General features: G+C 64.9%; 18 protein-coding genes. 6 read left to right on the top strand and 12 right to left on the bottom strand.

The window, feature by feature from the left end:
* The first annotated feature begins 27 nt into the window (after positions 1–27).
* Both QA600_RS08320 and QA600_RS08315 read left to right on the top strand, forming a co-directional pair.
* Complete coding sequence (locus tag QA600_RS08320; RefSeq protein WP_278291483.1) at positions 28–1446, top strand: deoxyribodipyrimidine photo-lyase; 1419 nt, start codon at positions 28–30, stop codon at positions 1444–1446.
* A gap of 75 nt (positions 1447–1521) precedes the next feature.
* Positions 1522–1824, top strand: a complete 303-nt coding sequence (locus tag QA600_RS08315; RefSeq protein WP_278291482.1) for a HalOD1 output domain-containing protein — start codon at positions 1522–1524, stop codon at positions 1822–1824.
* 7 nt (positions 1825–1831) lie between these two features.
* Here QA600_RS08315 and QA600_RS08310 read toward each other — a convergent pair whose 3' ends face one another.
* The 6 genes from QA600_RS08310 to QA600_RS08285 all read right to left on the bottom strand — a co-directional run bounded on the left by QA600_RS08310 (position 1832) and on the right by QA600_RS08285 (position 9090).
* On the bottom strand, positions 1832–2902 hold the full coding sequence (locus tag QA600_RS08310; RefSeq protein WP_278291481.1) for a Gfo/Idh/MocA family oxidoreductase: 1071 nt from the start codon (positions 2900–2902) through the stop codon (positions 1832–1834).
* A gap of 226 nt (positions 2903–3128) precedes the next feature.
* On the bottom strand, positions 3129–4316 hold the full coding sequence (locus tag QA600_RS08305) for an ABC transporter ATP-binding protein (RefSeq protein WP_278291480.1): 1188 nt from the start codon (positions 4314–4316) through the stop codon (positions 3129–3131).
* 6 nt (positions 4317–4322) lie between these two features.
* Complete coding sequence (locus QA600_RS08300) at positions 4323–5408, bottom strand: carbohydrate ABC transporter permease (protein WP_278291479.1); 1086 nt, start codon at positions 5406–5408, stop codon at positions 4323–4325.
* Positions 5408–6430: a sugar ABC transporter permease gene (locus tag QA600_RS08295; protein ID WP_278291478.1), complete on the bottom strand. Its 1023-nt coding sequence runs from the start codon at positions 6428–6430 to the stop codon at positions 5408–5410. The genes QA600_RS08300 and QA600_RS08295 overlap by 1 nt, the downstream gene beginning before the upstream one ends.
* Complete coding sequence (locus QA600_RS08290) at positions 6420–7880, bottom strand: extracellular solute-binding protein (RefSeq protein WP_278291477.1); 1461 nt, start codon at positions 7878–7880, stop codon at positions 6420–6422. Before QA600_RS08290 ends, QA600_RS08295 begins: the two co-directional genes overlap by 11 nt.
* 145 nt (positions 7881–8025) lie before the next feature.
* Complete coding sequence (locus QA600_RS08285; protein ID WP_278291476.1) at positions 8026–9090, bottom strand: TrmB family transcriptional regulator; 1065 nt, start codon at positions 9088–9090, stop codon at positions 8026–8028.
* 131 nt (positions 9091–9221) lie between these two features.
* Between QA600_RS08285 and QA600_RS08280 the strand changes: the two genes are divergently transcribed.
* Positions 9222–10211, top strand: a complete 990-nt coding sequence (locus QA600_RS08280) for a mechanosensitive ion channel family protein (RefSeq protein ID WP_278291475.1) — start codon at positions 9222–9224, stop codon at positions 10209–10211.
* Positions 10212–10214: 3 nt separating this feature from the next.
* Here the strand turns inward: QA600_RS08280 and QA600_RS08275 are convergent, their stop codons facing one another.
* Positions 10215–10628 (bottom strand): universal stress protein, encoded by a 414-nt coding sequence (locus tag QA600_RS08275; RefSeq protein WP_005555213.1) that lies wholly within the window; start codon positions 10626–10628, stop codon positions 10215–10217.
* A gap of 136 nt (positions 10629–10764) precedes the next feature.
* Between QA600_RS08275 and QA600_RS08270 the strand changes: the two genes are divergently transcribed.
* Positions 10765–11004 carry a DUF5816 domain-containing protein gene (locus QA600_RS08270; RefSeq protein WP_278291474.1) on the top strand — a complete coding sequence of 80 codons (240 nt, stop codon included), beginning with the start codon at positions 10765–10767 and terminating at the stop codon, positions 11002–11004.
* Positions 11005–11213: 209 nt separating this feature from the next.
* A complete protein-coding gene (locus QA600_RS08265) occupies positions 11214–11519 on the top strand; it encodes a hypothetical protein (RefSeq protein WP_278291680.1) in 306 nt (101 codons plus the stop codon).
* Positions 11520–11545: 26 nt separating this feature from the next.
* On the opposite strand, the gene QA600_RS08260 is transcribed toward QA600_RS08265, so the two are convergent.
* A complete protein-coding gene (locus QA600_RS08260) occupies positions 11546–12748 on the bottom strand; it encodes an alanine--glyoxylate aminotransferase family protein (protein ID WP_278291473.1) in 1203 nt (400 codons plus the stop codon).
* A 133-nt stretch (positions 12749–12881) separates the two neighbouring features.
* Between QA600_RS08260 and QA600_RS08255 the strand changes: the two genes are divergently transcribed.
* A complete protein-coding gene (locus QA600_RS08255) occupies positions 12882–13082 on the top strand; it encodes a dodecin (RefSeq protein WP_005555208.1) in 201 nt (66 codons plus the stop codon).
* On the opposite strand, the gene QA600_RS08250 is transcribed toward QA600_RS08255, so the two are convergent.
* The 4 genes from QA600_RS08250 to QA600_RS08235 all read right to left on the bottom strand — a co-directional run bounded on the left by QA600_RS08250 (position 13083) and on the right by QA600_RS08235 (position 15438).
* On the bottom strand, positions 13083–13457 hold the full coding sequence (locus QA600_RS08250) for an iron-sulfur cluster assembly accessory protein (protein ID WP_278291472.1): 375 nt from the start codon (positions 13455–13457) through the stop codon (positions 13083–13085). It abuts the gene before it with no gap.
* Positions 13458–13581: 124 nt separating this feature from the next.
* Positions 13582–13797, bottom strand: coding sequence for a hypothetical protein (locus QA600_RS08245; RefSeq protein WP_278291471.1), 216 nt, complete (start codon positions 13795–13797; stop codon positions 13582–13584).
* An 88-nt stretch (positions 13798–13885) separates the two neighbouring features.
* A complete protein-coding gene (hisD, locus tag QA600_RS08240; RefSeq protein WP_278291470.1) occupies positions 13886–15178 on the bottom strand; it encodes a histidinol dehydrogenase in 1293 nt (430 codons plus the stop codon).
* Positions 15179–15216: 38 nt separating this feature from the next.
* Positions 15217–15438: a hypothetical protein gene (locus tag QA600_RS08235; protein WP_278291469.1), complete on the bottom strand. Its 222-nt coding sequence runs from the start codon at positions 15436–15438 to the stop codon at positions 15217–15219.
* Positions 15439–15865: the final 427 nt, after the last annotated feature.

Here is a 15865-nt window from a genome sequence, read left to right as displayed (position 1 = left end):
TTCCCCCTTAGCCGTGTCGCACCGAATATGATCGTTCACTGGCACCGCAAGGACCTGCGGGGCGTCGACAACCGCGCCCTCGCCCGGGCTGCCCGAGCCGATCGGGTCGTCCCCGTGTTCGTTCTCGACCCGACGATTCTCGAGTACGCCTCGCCGGTCCGCGTCGCCTGTCTCCTCGAGGGGCTCGCCGACCTCCGGGCGTGGTACCGCGACCGCGGCTCCGATCTCCTCGTCGTCCGCGGGAACGCGAGGGAGGTAATTCCCTCACTCGCAGCCGAGCGCGACGCCGCTCGAGTGGTCTGGAACGAGGACTACAGCGGACTCGCCGCCGAGCGCGACGAGGCAGTCCGGGCGGCCCTCGAAGAGGTGGGAATCGATCACGAGTCGGTTACGGACGGCCTTCACCACGAGCCGGGATCGATCTCGCCGAACGAGGGCGACCACTACTCGGTGTTTTCCTACTTCTGGAAGAAGTGGCGCGACCGGGAGAAAGCCGATCCCGCGCCGGCGCCGACAACCGATGAACTCGCCGACCTCGAGGACGCAAGCGAGAGCGAGGCCAACCCGATCCCGTCACTTTCGGAGCTTGGGTTCGACGAGCCCGACGCCGACCCCCCAACAGTAAGCCGCGACGCGGCGCGGGAGCGCCTCGAGACGTTCTTCTCGGACGCGATCTACCGTTACGCGGACGAACGGGACGTCCCCGCCGCGGGGTCGACCTCCCGGCTCTCGACGCACCTCAAGTGGGGAACGATCGGTCCCCGTGAGGTGTACGTCGAAACCGCCCGGGCGCTCGAGGACGCACCCGACGAGGACGCCCGTGAGAGCGTCGTCGCGTTTCGCCGGCAGCTAGCGTTCCGGGAGTTCTACGTTCACCTGCTGGCGTTCAATCCCGAGACCGTCACGGAGGATTTCAGCGGCTATGAGAGCGACCTCGAGTGGCGAAACGATCCGGACGAACTGGCAGCCTGGCGGGCTGGTGAGACCGGGTACCCGATCGTCGACGCCGGGATGCGCCAGCTTCGCTCCGAGGGATGGGTCCACAACCGGGTCCGGATGCTCGTCGCCTCGTTCCTGACGAAGGATCTCCTGGTCGACTGGCGCGAGGGGTACGACTGGTACCGGCGCCACCTCGCCGATCACGAGACCTCGAGCGACGTCGCCGGCTGGCAGTGGGCGGCTTCGACCGGAGCGGACGCCCAGCCGTACTTTCGGGTGTTCAATCCGACGAAACAGGGTCGAGAGTACGATCCCGACGCTGCTTACATCCAGGAACACGTCCCCGAACTCGAGGACGTCCCGGCTGATCGGATCCACGAGTGGCCCAGCCTCGACACCGAGGAGCGAGCCGAACTCGCCCCCGACTACCCCGAGCCGATCGTCGATCACGCGAACAGGCGGGAGGAGGCGATCGCGACGTTCGAGAACGCCCGCGACGAGGGGTAGGCGGACCGTACTGGACGGTTGTCAGAAACGTACACGGACCACCACCCTTATCGGTAGGTGTCTGGTACTGCTCGTATGACTGCTCCGAGCGCTCCGTCGGCGGCCGACGGAGCGGAGTATCCGATACGAGCGATCATCGAGGCAGTCGCCGAACACGAGGGGGTCGACGTGACGGCGATCGAGCCGCCGGCCTACGAACCGCTGTACGCCGTTGTCGATCCCGAGGCGCTCGACGCACTGTTTCGGAGCGATCCATCGACCGAGCTATCACTCTCCTTCGAGTACGCCGGATACGACATCACCGTTTCCGGTAACGGTCGGGTCGACGTGACCGATCAGTCGACGGGAGAAACGACCGTCGGTCGCTTTCGTGAGTGAGCCCCGGCTACTCCTCGTCGATCGCGACCGTCCGACCCGTCTCGCTCGAGCGGTAGATCCCGTCGATCACCCGCTGGACGGTAAGGGCCTGCTGAATGCTCTCGTTGTCGACCTCGCCGGCCGCGATCGAGTCGAAGAACGATCGCTGCTCCTCGGTGTGGGTGTCGTTCTGCCGGGTCTCGATCGAGGTATCCTCGAGGTGGTCCGGGCCGGCGGTGCTCGCGGAGTGAACGGAGAGATCGCCGTCGAGGAGGTCGAACACCGCGGCAGACTCGGTTCCGCGAACGACGAACTCGTTGTTCTCCGGACGGTTGGTCGCCCAGGCGACCTCGAGCGAGATCGTTTGATCGTCCGCAGTCCGGATGAACGCGCTGGCGGAGTCGTCGACGTCGAAGCCGGCGGGTCCCGCGTCGTCGCCCCACATGTCCAGGTAGGCGTACTCCTCTCGAGAGCCGAACTCGCCGCGGGTGACGCCGGTTACCTCCACGATGGGCGGGTCGCCGAGCAGGTACAGCGAGAGGTCGATGGCGTGGACGCCGAGATCGATCAGCGCGCCGCCGCCCGCGATCTGGCGCCGGGTGAACCACGACCCGCGCCCCGGAATCCCCCGTCGGCGCACGTAGTTCGCCTCGATGTGTGACACGTCGCCGAGTTCGCCCCGTTCGATCCGGTCGCTGACGATTCGGACCGTGTTTGCGAACCGATTGTTGAATCCGACCATGCAGTAGCCGTCGCTGTCGGCCGCAGCGCTCGCGATCCGTTCGGCGCTCTCGAGGGAGTGAGCGAGCGGTTTCTCGAGGAGGACGTGCAGACCCTGGTCGAAGGCGTCGACGGCGTACTCCTCGTGGTACTTGTTCGGCGTCGTGATAATGATGGCGTCGACGGCGTCGTACAGCTCGTGGTGATCGTCGTAGACGTCGACGTCGTACCGACGGGCGAAACGGGTTCGTGCGTCGGCCGCGACGTCCATCCCGCCGACCAGCGGAACGTCGAGTTCGAGGAGGCGTTCGGCGTGGTAGCGACCGATGTTCCCGAGTCCGACGATACCGGTTCTGATGTCGCCTCGTGCTGTTGTCATGTGGTCATGCTTGGGGTGTGGTGGTTCGAGCGGCGGTTCGAATTCGGGGAGTCGTGCGGGGTTTGGTATTCGATTTCCTTTGTTCCGTCGTTCGTTCACTGACGCCTCCCGTGACACGAACACGTTTCGCTCGGTCTACTGGTAGCTATTCTCTATGTAGGAGAGTCTATCGGCCCGCCGCCGTTCGGCTGCGGTCGAAACTATCGAACCGGCAACGAAACGAAACTCAGTCTTCGGCTTCGGTCGGCGCCGTCCCCGGATCCGACCCCGAACGATCGGCGATTCCGTGGACGAGCGCCTCGCCGCTCGCGGTGTCGAACAGGTGGATCTTCGACCCGTCCAGAACGACCTCGAGGGTCTCGTCCTCGCTGATGTCGGTGTCCGGAGAGACGCTCATCAGGAGCTGGTCCGGGGAATCCAACGGGTCCTCCTCCATCGTCCGCTCGGCTCCTTCGTCAAGCACGAGGTAGACGAAGATCTCGTCGCCCATCGGCTCGAGCACGTCCGTCGTCACTTCGATCCCCCTGGTCGGTCGAGAGAGATCGTCGGCGTTCCTCGAGAGGTGGACGTCCTCGGGCCGGACCCCAAGGGTGACGTCGTCGCCGACGCCGACGCCGGTCGCTCCCGCGGGGTCGAACTCGAGCGTGAAGTTCTTCGTCTCGAGGCCGTCGGCGACGACCTCGCCCCGGACGAAGTTCATCGACGGCGAGCCGATGAAGCCGGCGACGAACAGGTTCGCGGGCTCGTTGTAACAGACCAGCGGCGGATCGATCTGCTGGAGTTCGCCCGCGTTGATGACCGCGATCCGATCGGACATCGTCATCGCCTCGGCCTGGTCGTGCGTGACGTAGATGATCGTCGTCTCCAGTTCGCGGTGGAGTCGCTGGAGTTCGGTTCGCATGTGAACCCGAAGTTTGGCGTCCAGGTTCGCGAGCGGCTCGTCCATCAGGAATACGTCCGGGTTGCGGACGATCGCCCGGGCGATCGCGACCCGCTGGCGCTGGCCGCCGGACATCTCGTCGGGCATCCGGTCGAGCATCCCCTCGAGCTGGACGATGTCGGCGGCCTGTTCGACGCGCCGTTCGACCTCGTCGTCGTCGAACGTCCGCAGTCGGAGGCCGAACGAGACGTTGTCGAAGACGTCCATGTGGGGAAACAGCGCGATGTTCTGGAAGACCATTGCGACGCCCCGATCCTTGGGAGCGAGGTTCGTGACGTCGGTGTCGCCGATGTACACCGTTCCCTCCGAGGGGCGAGTCAACCCGGCGATGGTCTCCATCGTGGTCGACTTCCCGCAGCCGGAGGGACCCACGAGGCAGACGAACTCCCCGTCCTCGATCTCGACGTTCATGTCGTCGACCGCGACGACATCGTCGTAGCGTTTCGTAACGTGTTCGAGTCGTACTCGTGCCATAGTGTCTTACTCCTTGAGTGCGCCCGCGGTGAGCCCGCTGACGATCTTCTCCTGGGCCACGATCACGAGGATCGCGACCGGGAGCACGCCGATGATGCTCGCAGCGGCCATCAGGTTGAACAGGATCTCGTACTGGCCCTGGTAGCCCAGAATCCCATCGAGGATCGGCGCCCAGTTCTCTGCCTCGCCGTCGGTCATCAGGAACGAAAAGAAGAACTCGTTGTACACCGCGATGAACGTCAACACGCCGGCAGTCGCGACGCCGGGCGCCGACAGCGGGATGATGACCCGAAACAGCGCGCCTAATCGGGTGGTTCCCTCGACCCGAGCGGCGTCCTCGAGCCCGTCGGGAATCTGGGCGTAGAAGGTCGTGAGGATGAAGATCGCCAGCGGCATGAAGATAGCCGAGATCGGCATCACCATCGCCCCCGGCGTGTTGTACAGCGTCCCGTCGCTCATCACCGGCTCGAGGATCTCGACGGGGGTGTTGAACAGGTCGTTCAGCGGGATGAAAAACGCCGCCGGCGGGAAGAACGACACGACCAACACGAGCAACATCAGCGGCGTCTTCCCCGGGAACTCGAGGCGACCGAAGGCGTAGCCCGCGAGGCTGGCGATGACCAGTACCAGCACCGTCGAGGCCGTCGCGATAACGAAGCTGTTGAACATGTACCAGTGAAACGGCAGGGTCTGGAACACCTCGACGAACGCGCCCGGATTGAACCCGTTCGGCGTGAAGACGATGTCCCGGAGCTGTCCCTCGGGCGTGAGCGCGACCATCAACAGCCAGTAGAAGGGAAACAGCGTCGTGAACAGGAAAAAGATCGCCGCGACGTAGAACATCGCCCGGTAGACGCGCTGGGGATTCTGGATCGATCGGTCGACCCACCGCGAGAACGGGCCGCGATCGAGTTCGGCGTCACCGCCGGCCCCGAGTGTGGCGCCACCGTCGGCGAGACGACTCGGAGCCCGACCGCCGTCCGGGAGATGACGGCGCGGATCCGCCCGGTTTCCACGAACGTTGGCGCTCTCGTCGCTCGATTCGGAGGGGGTTCCGTCGTCTCGTGTCTCGTCGTAGTCATTTGGGCTCATCAGTAGAATCCCGCCTCCGTATCCCGGAACAGGGCGATGTACACCGAGATGAACAGTCCGATCACCAGCGCGGTCATGAACGCGACGGCCGCCGCGGTCCCGAAGATGCGCGTGCCGCCGAACATCGCCTCGACGACCATACACGTCAGCGACGGCACCGTCGTACAGCCGACGCTCGACTCGATCAGCCCGTACACGCGCATCGCGTCCATCGTCCGGAACAACATTGCGACCAGTAAGGCGGGCAGAATCAGCGGCAGCGTGATCAGCTTGAATCGCTGCCAGGGGGAGGCGCCCGCGACCCGGGCGACGTCGTAGAGGCTCCGGTCGACGCTCTGGAGTCCGGCGAGAATCAAGAGTGCCATAAACGCCGTCGACTTCCAGATGTCGGCGACGAGGACGATGACGAACGCGTCCCCGCTGTCGGCGAGCGGGTTTGGTCCGAACAGACCGAGCCACTGCATCAGATCGGTCCCGAAGCCGACCTCCGGCTGGAACAGCAGGAAGAAGATCATCCCCTGGATGACGATCGGGACGGCCCACGGGAGGATGATCGCGACCCGAACCCAGCGCCGGCCGCGGAACTCCTGGTCGAGGATCAGCGCCTGCCCGAAGCCGAAGACCGTCTCGAAGAAGACGCTGATGACGGCGAAGCCGAGGGTAACGAACAGCGCCTGCTGGAGGAGTGGAACGCCGAAGTCGACGAACGGAAACGACGCGGACAGCGAGACGTCCATGAACTGCTGGGCCAGCCTGACGTCGCCCGTGAGAACATTGACGTAGTTCTCGACGCCGACGAAGCCGCCCAGGGTCTCCGCGCCCCGCGTTCGGTCCTCCTGGAGCGACATGACGAACGTCATGAGCAGCGGGTAAAAGGCGATGAAGGCGAGCAGCAGGAACGCCGGGATCAACAGGAGGTAGGCGTAAGCCGCCTCGCTCAGCCCCTCCATCCAGTTGACGACGGCGTTGCCAGTTCGTTCGCGTTCGGGGGTCTCGCTTCCGATTCCGGTATCACTCGACATCTTGCTCACCTACGTCGGCCTCGCTGGCCTCGAGTCGGTCCGCAAGGTCGGCCATCGCCTCCTCGGGCGACTTCACGCCCCGGTAGGCCCTGTTCACCTCCTGGTAGATGTGGGCCGACTGCTCCGGCCAGATGTCGGTTACAGGCCGGGGGACAGCGTTCTCGCCCGCAATCTGAATGGTCTCGGCGTACTCCGCGACGGGACCGGTCTCCTCGGGATCGACCTCCTCGAGCAGCTCGACGATCGGCGGGATCCAGCCCTGAATCGCAAAGATCGTGAGCATGACCTCCTCGGTCGCGAACGCCTCGAGCACCTGGAGCGCCTCCTCCTGGTTCTCGCTTGCGGGGTTCAGCGTCAGGTGCCAGCCGCCGAGCGCGGCGGCGGTCCCTCCGAGGCCGTCGTAGGCAGCCTCGTCCTCCTCGACGCCGTAGGGCATCGGCATCATCCCGACCTGGTCGCCCATGCCGTCGTCGTGAGCAATCGCGATTGAGTACGGCCAGTTGCGGTGCATCACGACGTTGCCGGCCGCGAAGGGACCGCGAGCGTCCTCCTCGGTGTACTGAGCGATCGCTGTCGGTGCGATCTGCTCGTACCCCTCGAGGGCGTGCTCGTCCTCGGCGCCGTGAACGAACGCCCGCATCATCCGGATGGCGTCGAGGACGGGTTCGTCGTCGACCGTAACCTCGCGGTTGCCCGCCTCGAACAGCTCGTCGAGGCCGCCGAAGTACGCGCCGCCCCAGGTGCTTATCACCTCGTTGAACGTACAGCAGGCCAGCCCTTCGTAGGCGGCCGCCTGCGTGGTGAATCCGAAGTCGACCCCGGCGTCGACGCGGACGTCGGCCGCGACCTCGGAGAACTCCTGCCAGGACATCGGCTCGGTCCCCCAGTCGTCGGTGTCGTACCCCGCGTCCTCGGCGAGATCACGCCGGAACTGCATCGTCCCAAAGTCGGGAAACAGCGGCAGCGCGTGCAGCTCTCCGCTCTCGGGGTGGCGAGCGGTCTCGACTGCGGCATCGAGGTAGTCGTTCTCGATCAGGCCGAGGGTGTCACTCGAGAGCCGATCCTCGAGGTCGACCGTCTGGCCGCGCAGGATAAACGGGATCGTCCATCCGCTGTCCATCATGAAAATGTCCGGTTCGGACCGCTCTGCCTGGAGCGCGGACTGTGCGGCGGATCTGCGCTGTTCGGTCTCGTCCGGCCCGGTGCGGACCGCAACGGTGATATCCTCGTCAAGACCCGCGTCCCAGAGCGCCCGATGTAGCTCCCCCGCCGGATCCATGATGTCCTGAAAGTCGGTGTCGCCGTAGGCGACGACAGCGCCCTCCTCCGCCCCGCGCCCGAGACACCCCGCTATCCCGACCGACCCGGCGCCGGCCGCCGAGGCCGCCGCGACGAACGATCGGCGAGAGACGCCGGTGGGTGTTGTGTGTTCACACCTGTCTTTCACCATCCCTGTTCGCGACTACATTCAGAACCTTAATCGTTGGCGTATAAAGGTCACAATGTACTGAAAATCTCCACGAACGGACCGCGTAATCGTCGAATACCGTTACGATCGGAGATTCAACCCCTCCGAGGAGATCACACTCGAGCGACTACTCCTCGAGTTCGGGCGGTCGGTGTCGGCCGATGTGGATCTCGTGAGCCTCGACGTCCTCGAGAGCGGCGACCCGGCCGCCGACCGTCACCTCCGAGCCGTCCTCGTTCTCGAGGGTGATCGCGGCGACCTCCTCGCTGACCTCGAAGGAGACGTCGATGATCTGCCCGCGGACGATCCGCTGACCGCCGACGGCGACGTCCTGGCCGACGATCGTCGCGTAGAACTCTCCCCCCTCCTCGATGACGTCCTTCACGCAGCGTCGGATCGAGGCGTACTTTCGCGGGTAGCTTCGAGGATCCGCGTCCTCGCCGAGCGTCTCCTCGGCGGTCGTCCAGAGCACGGTACCGAAGAAGCCTGAGACCAGAAACCCGAGCGCGGAGCGGTTGAAGATGACGCCGTAGCGGTCCTTGTCGTCTCGGAGCGCGTCCTGGGTCGCGTAGATGGAGTAGTTACCGTCGGCGACGGCGAGCACCGGCGTCGTGATCCCGCGTCGGGCACGCGTCGTCGTCGCGATAGCGGTGTAGTCGAAATCGTCCGGTGCGGGCGCCTCTGCGGCCGGGGTCACGATCAGATCGATGCTCACGCCCCGATCGAGTGCCCCCGAAAGTTCGTCTTCGAATCGGGTGAGCAGATCCGGCGTCAGCGACAGCGAGAGTTCGTACTCGGCGTCGGCGATGATCTCCTCGAGATAGCGCAGGATCGTCGAGCGGGACTTGACGAGCGACACCGCCTCCGTGTCTCGCGCGGGCGCCGTGTATCGGGCCTCGAGTTCGTCGATCATCTGCTCGAGGGAGTGTTGGACCTCGTCGAAGGCGTCGGCCGGATCGATCGCGACGACCTTCATCGGTCGGGACTCACGCAGCTCGACGAGTCCCCGATCGCTCAGGCTACGGACGGTGTCGTAGACGCGGGGCTGGGGAATCTCGGTCCGATCCGCGATCTCGCTTGCGGTCAGCTGTCCCTGCTCGAGGACGGTCAGGTAGGCGTCGATCTCGTACTCGCCGAGGTTGAACCGATCCCCGACCCGCTCGACGGTCGAGCGAAGTTCGTCTGGTGCCATACCCGATGGCAGGATTCGGACGGATAAATGATTTATTACAACGCGAGTACTACCGCGTTCGAAAATCGAGTCATCGTTCGGCGTCGATGACGGTCAGAACCCTTAACCACGCCGGCCATGAGTGTGCTGCCATGCTGGAGGTCGCACAGGTTCCGGAGGAGGAAGCCCTCGAGCGCACCAACGAGATACTTCCCGAGGCGATTCCCGGAATCGTCGGCCAGCTTCTCCTCGCGGCCGTCGTGGTCGTCGTCGGCTGGTACCTCTCGAAGCTCGTCGTTCGGCTGACCGGCCGGACCGTCGCGCGCCGCATCGAGCGCCCGAGCGTGACGCGAACGGTCCTGCGAGCGGTCAGGTTCTCGGTCCTGTTCGTGACCCTCATCGTCGTCGCCGGCATTCTCGGCGTCGGCGACACGCAGATCCTCCTCTCGGTGACCGTCATCTCGGCCGTGGTCGCGGTCGTCCTCGCGCCGCTCGTCGGGAGCTTTGTCAACGGCCTGTTCATTCTCGCCGACAGACCCTACGAGATCGGCGACATGATCGAGATCGTCGACGAGGGCCACACCGGGTTCGTCGAGGACATCACGATCAGGTACACGAAGATCTTCACCGTCCAGAACACCTTCATCGTCATTCCGAACTCCGAGATCCAGCAGCGGGACGTGATCAACTACTCGGCGGAGGACGAGCGAACGCGGCTCTCCCTCGAATTCGAGATCACCTACGAGAGCGACCTCGAAGCCGCCCGCAGCCACGCCAAGCGGGCGGCGCGGTCGGTTGACGTCGTCATCACCGGCGGACCCGACATCCGGATCGGAAGCGCACGCTACGCCGCCGCCCCGATCTGTAACGTCCGCGAGTACGCCGACAACGGCATCGTGCTGGAGCTGTTCTTCTGGGTTCAACACCCCTACAAGCAGGCAGTCGCTCGGTCGGCGGTGCGGACGGCGGTCCGCGAACGCTTCGCCGACGCCGACATCGAGTTCGCCTACCCCCACCGCCACCACGTCTTCGATGCAGACAGTGGAACCGCAAGAGTGGTCGTCGACGATTCCCAGACGGCCCGTCCGAACGTCGGTCCCACAGTCGACGCCGACGGCGACACAGCCAACCCCGATAGGTAATCGTTACCTCGCGCGGGCTCCCTCGACGGTGATGACCTCACAGTCGAGATGCGTTCGCAGGTAGCCGTCGATGTCGGGGTTGTCGGTAAACCGCCGAAAGAGACGGCGCAGCCGGCTCGCCTGTTTGGTTCCGATCACGACGGCGTCGGCCTCCTCGGCGGCGACCTCGTCGAGGATGCTCTCCTCGACGAGAAACCCCGTCCGGACGACGTACCGGGCGTTCTCGATCCGACCGAACGTCGACTCGACGGCATCCTTGAGGTCGATGCGGCTCACCTTCTTCCCGTTCTGGTAGAGATCGACGTGCAGAATCGTCAGCTCCGCGTCGCGCTCGCGAGCGACCTCGATCGCCCGCTCGAGGGTTCGTCTGGAGTGTTTCGACAGGGGGTATCGGACGGGGACCACGACCAGCGTCATCACAAAGTCGGACGGTATCCGCCCGGGTAAACCTTTCAGTTGGGACAGTTCTGCACGCCAATCCTTCACACGAAAGGCACTAACTCGCACGGATCCGGAGAGACAGTCCTTTACTCCGAGCGATACTACGGCGGGTATGGAAACGAGGTCGACCGCCGACGGCGACACCGTCTACGTCTCGGAGACGGACGGCGACAGGGGATCCAAGGGACCGTTTCTCGTCGCCTACGAGTCGCCCGAGGCACGGCGACGGTACGGCTGGTTCTGTACCAACTGCGAGAGCTTCGACAACGCGATGGACTCGATGGGACGTATTCAGTGTAACCAATGCGGGAACTTCCGGAAGCCGACCGAGTGGGACGCCGCCCACGAGTAACCGCGATTGACTCGAGGGGTGACGTGCCACGTTCGGCGACTACCGACGACAATCGCGTCTTACTGTCGTCCGGACGGACAGTCGGCTTGTAGTCGTTGTCCGCTCGGCGATATTAGTTCGCGATCTTTTGCTCCCGAGCCGAATGCATGTGCCAGACATAGATTTATGAGGGTGGGTCACATACTCTGTACTGAATGGGACCTGTTAACATGCGTCTCGTCGAACAGGCCAAGTCGATTTTCGCCGACCTGGGTTACACCGTCGAAGGCACTGGCCCCGTGTTCCGCGCCGAACGAAAGTGGAAGGTCGTCCACGTCAATCCCGTCCTTGAGCCCGGAACGCTTCCGTCCGCGGCCGGACAGTTCCACTGTTTCGTCGCCCGACCGGAAGACGCCGACTCACTCGAGCGCGAACTCGAGCGCACGAATCCGAGCTACGAGTGGGCAATCATCGTCGTCGACGGCGACGACTATCAGGTCGAACGGGTTCCGTCGGGACCGCCAGTCTCCGCCTGATACCCTCGTTCCCTTTTCCGAGCAAGTCACTCCAGTGCCCCGCGCGTCGCAGTTACACCGGCGCCCGGGTCGACGTCCGCCCCCATCGACTCGAGGACGTCGCCTAACGCCGTCACCGCGTAGATCACGTTCTGGGGTCGCGCGGAGTGGCCCATACAGCCGATGCGGAAGATCTCGCCCTCCAGATCGCCGAGTCCACTCGCAACCTCGAGATCGTAGCGCTCGAGCAGTTCGGTACAGACCTCGCCGTCGTCAACCCCATCGGGAACTCGGACGGCGTTCAGACTCGGGAGCCAGTACTCGTCGGGGGCGTTCATCTCCAGACCCATCCCCTCGACGCCGGCTTTCAGCGCGCCGGCCAGACGCTCGTGGCGCTCCCAGCGCTGTTCGATCCCCTCTTCGGCGACCAGCCGCAGCGCCTCCCGCAGCGCGTAGACGTTCGTGACGGGTGCAGTGTGATGGTACGCGCGCTCGTCGCCCCAGTACCCCTCGAGCAGGGAGAGGTCGAGGTACCACGATCGGGTCTCCTCCTCGCGGGAGAGGACCTTTTCCATCGCCGTCTCGGACAGCGTCAGCGGGCTCGCGCCGGGCGGACAGGAGAGACACTTCTGGGGGCCGGAGTAGGCGACGTCGATGTCCCACTCGTCGACGCGGAGTTCGACCCCGCCCAGCGAGGTGACGGTGTCGGCGATCACCAGCGCGTCGTGGTCGTGAGCCGCTGCCGTGAGTTCGGCGACGCCGGGCTGGAGCACGCCCGTACTCGTCTCGGCGTGAACGAAGCCGAAGACGTCGGGATCGTGTTCGGCCAGCGCGTCCGAGACGGCCGTCGGCTCGAGCGGTTCACCCCACGGCGCGTCGACCTCGACGACGTCGCCGCCGGCGCGGCGAGCCATCGAGGCCATTCGGCCGCCGAAGTAGCCGTTCGTCGGCACCAGCATCGTATCGCCGGGCTCGACGACGTTGCCAATCGCCGCCTCCATCGCGGCCGACCCGGTCCCCGAGACCGGGATCGTCCACCGGTTGTCGGTCCGGAACGTGTATCGGAGCAGCTCCTGTACCTCGTTCATGATCCCGACGAACGAGGGGTCGAGATGGCCGACGAGCGGGGTGCTCATCGCTCGCAACACGCGGGGGTGGACGTCGCTGGGACCCGGTCCCATCAGCGTCCGGTCCGGTGGAGTCAGTTCGTCGATCTCGGTGACGTCGATCGAATCGTCGAAACCGTTCATATCTCGCACTGCGGTGGGGACGTCAAAAGCGTTGACGAACCTTCTGTGGGGCAGCGGAGACCGCCTCGCCCACCGGCGTCTTGCTATTACCGACCATACATTGAATACCCACAGCGGTGTACGATTACGGGCGATGGTATTCAAGAAGATCACGCTGATCGGCACGAGTACGGAGAGCTTCGACGACGCCGCGGACGACGCGATCGACCGCGCGGAGAACACCCTCCAGAACGTCTACTGGGTCGAGGTCGACGAACTCGGCGTCGAGATCGCAAGCGCCGAGAACCGGGAGTATCAGGCCGAAGTAACGGTCGCGTTCGAACTCGAGGAGTAACTACGTCCGGAACGATTCGCCACAGCCACACTCGCTGACGACGTTCGGGTTCTCGACGTGGAACCCCTCGGCTTGCAGTCCGCTTTCGTAGTCGAGGATGCTTCCCTCGATGTACTTGAGACTCGCCGGATCGACGAACACCCGAAGCTCATGGTGTTCGTAGATCGTGTCGTCCTCGTCGGGCGCGTCGTCGAACCGCATCCCGTAGGACAGCCCCGCACAGCCGCCTTGCTGGACGAACAGTCGAAGACCGGCTACTCCGGCGTCGAGCCCCTCGCTCTCGAGCAGAGACAGCGCCTGCTCGGCTGCCGTCTCGGTTACCTCGATCTCTGGACGCGTCTCCGCGCTCGCGCCATCCACGCTATCAGTGCTCATGTACGTCCCTTCCCGCGCAACGGTGTTAACCTTGACGCCGAATTTCCGACCCCTGAAAGCGGGTCGACTCGCGGTTTGCACCGCTCCGAGTCCGTCGCCAACCATCGATACCCCGTTCTGCGCCCTATACGCGCGGGCGCTGCTGAACCGACCGATAGTACGTCCCGAACAGCCGTTCGTCGTTCGCCGAGAGTTCAACATCGTTCTCTGCGAGCAGCTCGATCATCCGTTCGAGCTCGCACTCGTACCACATCGAGAGTAGTCGAACGTTCTTCTGTGCGTAGTCGTAGTTTCGCTCGAGGACGCGTGCATCGGTCGGATCGACCTGACACGGCTCCATTTCCTCTGGTACTCTGTTCCGCAGCTACGTAAATCCAATTACAGATTAGTGACGTGTATCGACGGTGCTTACCGCGCGTAGGATCGGGCTACGCGTCCCGCTCCCGATCGAGTCGGATCCGAACGCTCTCGGCGTGGGCCTCGAGTCCCTCCGCGTCGGCGAGGGTCGTCACCGTCTCCCCGAGGTCGTCGAGAGCCCCGGCGGAGAGGCGCTGGACGGTCGTCGACCGCAGGAACGTCTCGGTCGAGAGCCCCCCGGTGATCCGGGCGGAACCGTTCGTCGGCAGCACATGGTTCGTCCCGCTCGCGTAGTCCCCCGCCGCGACCGGCGTCTCGGGACCGAGGAAGACGCTGCCCGCGCTGTCGATGCGCTCGAGGATCGACTCGTCGTCCTCGGCGACGATCGACAGGTGTTCGGGCGCGTACGATTCGGTAAAGAGGATCGCCTCGCTCATCGAACGAGCGAGAAGCACGCCGCTGGCGTCGTTCGCGAGCGCCTCTCGGATCACGCCCTCGCGCTCGCGTTCGCTCGTCTGCTCGTCGACGGCGTCGGCGACGGCCGCCGCGGTCGCCTCGTCGTCGGTGACGGCTACGACCGACGCGTTCGGATCGTGCTCGGCCTGGGCGACCAGTTCGCTCGCGACGAGTCCCGGGTCGGCCGTCCCGTCGGCGACGACGACGACCTCGCTCGGCCCCGCGAGGAAGTCGATCTCGACGTCACCCCGAACCTCGGCTTTGGCCGCCGTGACCCACTTGTTTCCGGGGCCGACGATCTTCTGGACGCTCGTGATCGTCTCGGTTCCGTACGCCAGCCCCGCGACGGCCTGCGCGCCGCCGACGCTGAACACTTCGTCCGCGCCTGCGACGTGGATCGCCGCCAGCGTCGCCGGGCTGAGTTCCTCCGCGGGCGGGGTGACGACGACGACGTGGTCGACGCCCGCGACGACCGCCGGAACGACGCCCATGATCGCACTCGAGGGGTAGGCCGCCGAGCCGCCGGGGACGTAGACGCCGACGCGCTCGAGCGGACGGAATCGCCGTCCCAGTTCCCGTCCGTCGCCGAACTCCTCGCGCCAGTCCTCGGGGAGCTGGGCCTCGTGAAACTCCCGGACGTTCGCCGCGGCCGTCTCGATGGCCTCGAGCAGCTCGTCGTCGACCTCCTCGAGAGCGCGCTCGCAGTCGTCGGTGATCTCGAGATTGCCGACCTCGACGCCGTCGAACTCGCTCGTGAACTCCCGAACGGCGACGTCACCCTCCTCCCGTACTCTGTCGACGATCTCCCGGACGTCTCCCCTGACGGCCTCGATACCGGCGTCGCGCTCGAAGAACGCGACCCGGTCGTCCGGTCCGAGATCGGCGATCTCCCGCATCTCGACTGTCATATCCCGCCCTTTGCGCGGCGTTCGAAAAACCGTTTCCATCACGACTCCGAGCGTCCGATCGGCCAGATCCCGGTCGCGTCGAGAGTCGCTCTAAAGAAGAGATAGACCAGCAACGCGAACCCGACCACGGCGAACGGCGCCTGGAGCACCTCCGCGACGCCACGACCGAACAGCAGTTGGCTGAACCCGCGGACGAAGAAACTCAGGACGACGAGTCCGAGCGCGACGAGAGCGAGTCTGACGAACCCCGAACGATCCATACGCGACCCTACAGCCCGTTACCGCTAAATCGTACCGATCGCCGTTAGGGGGGGAACGGACAACCTCGGACTAGGAGGGTATCCAGCCCGAGATCGGGATCGGGCTAGTCTCGAGTCGATCTTGCCGTCTCGTGCGCGTTTCGCTTACTTCCCTTCCGGAGCGCGATCGAACTACACGCTTGCTCGAGCGTAGGAAGATCTTACCCTTCGTGATTCGCTCGCTCGGGAACGATCAACGTGGACCACTCGCCGATCGAGACGATGGCCTTATATATACGCCGGGCACTCGTCAGTAATGCGAACGACGTGGCGCACCCGCCGCGTTCCCTCCGGCCGAATCCCGGCGCGGAGGCAGGCGCTCCATCCCGACCCGGCCGCTCTCATACGAGTGCGGTAGTTGACTTCGATGGCTACGATCGACCCCGTT

Source organism: Natronococcus sp. A-GB1, from assembly GCF_029688845.1.
In the GTDB taxonomy this organism is placed as follows: Archaea; Halobacteriota; Halobacteria; order Halobacteriales; family Natrialbaceae; genus Natronococcus.
This window is presented reverse-complemented; position numbering and strand designations above follow the sequence as displayed.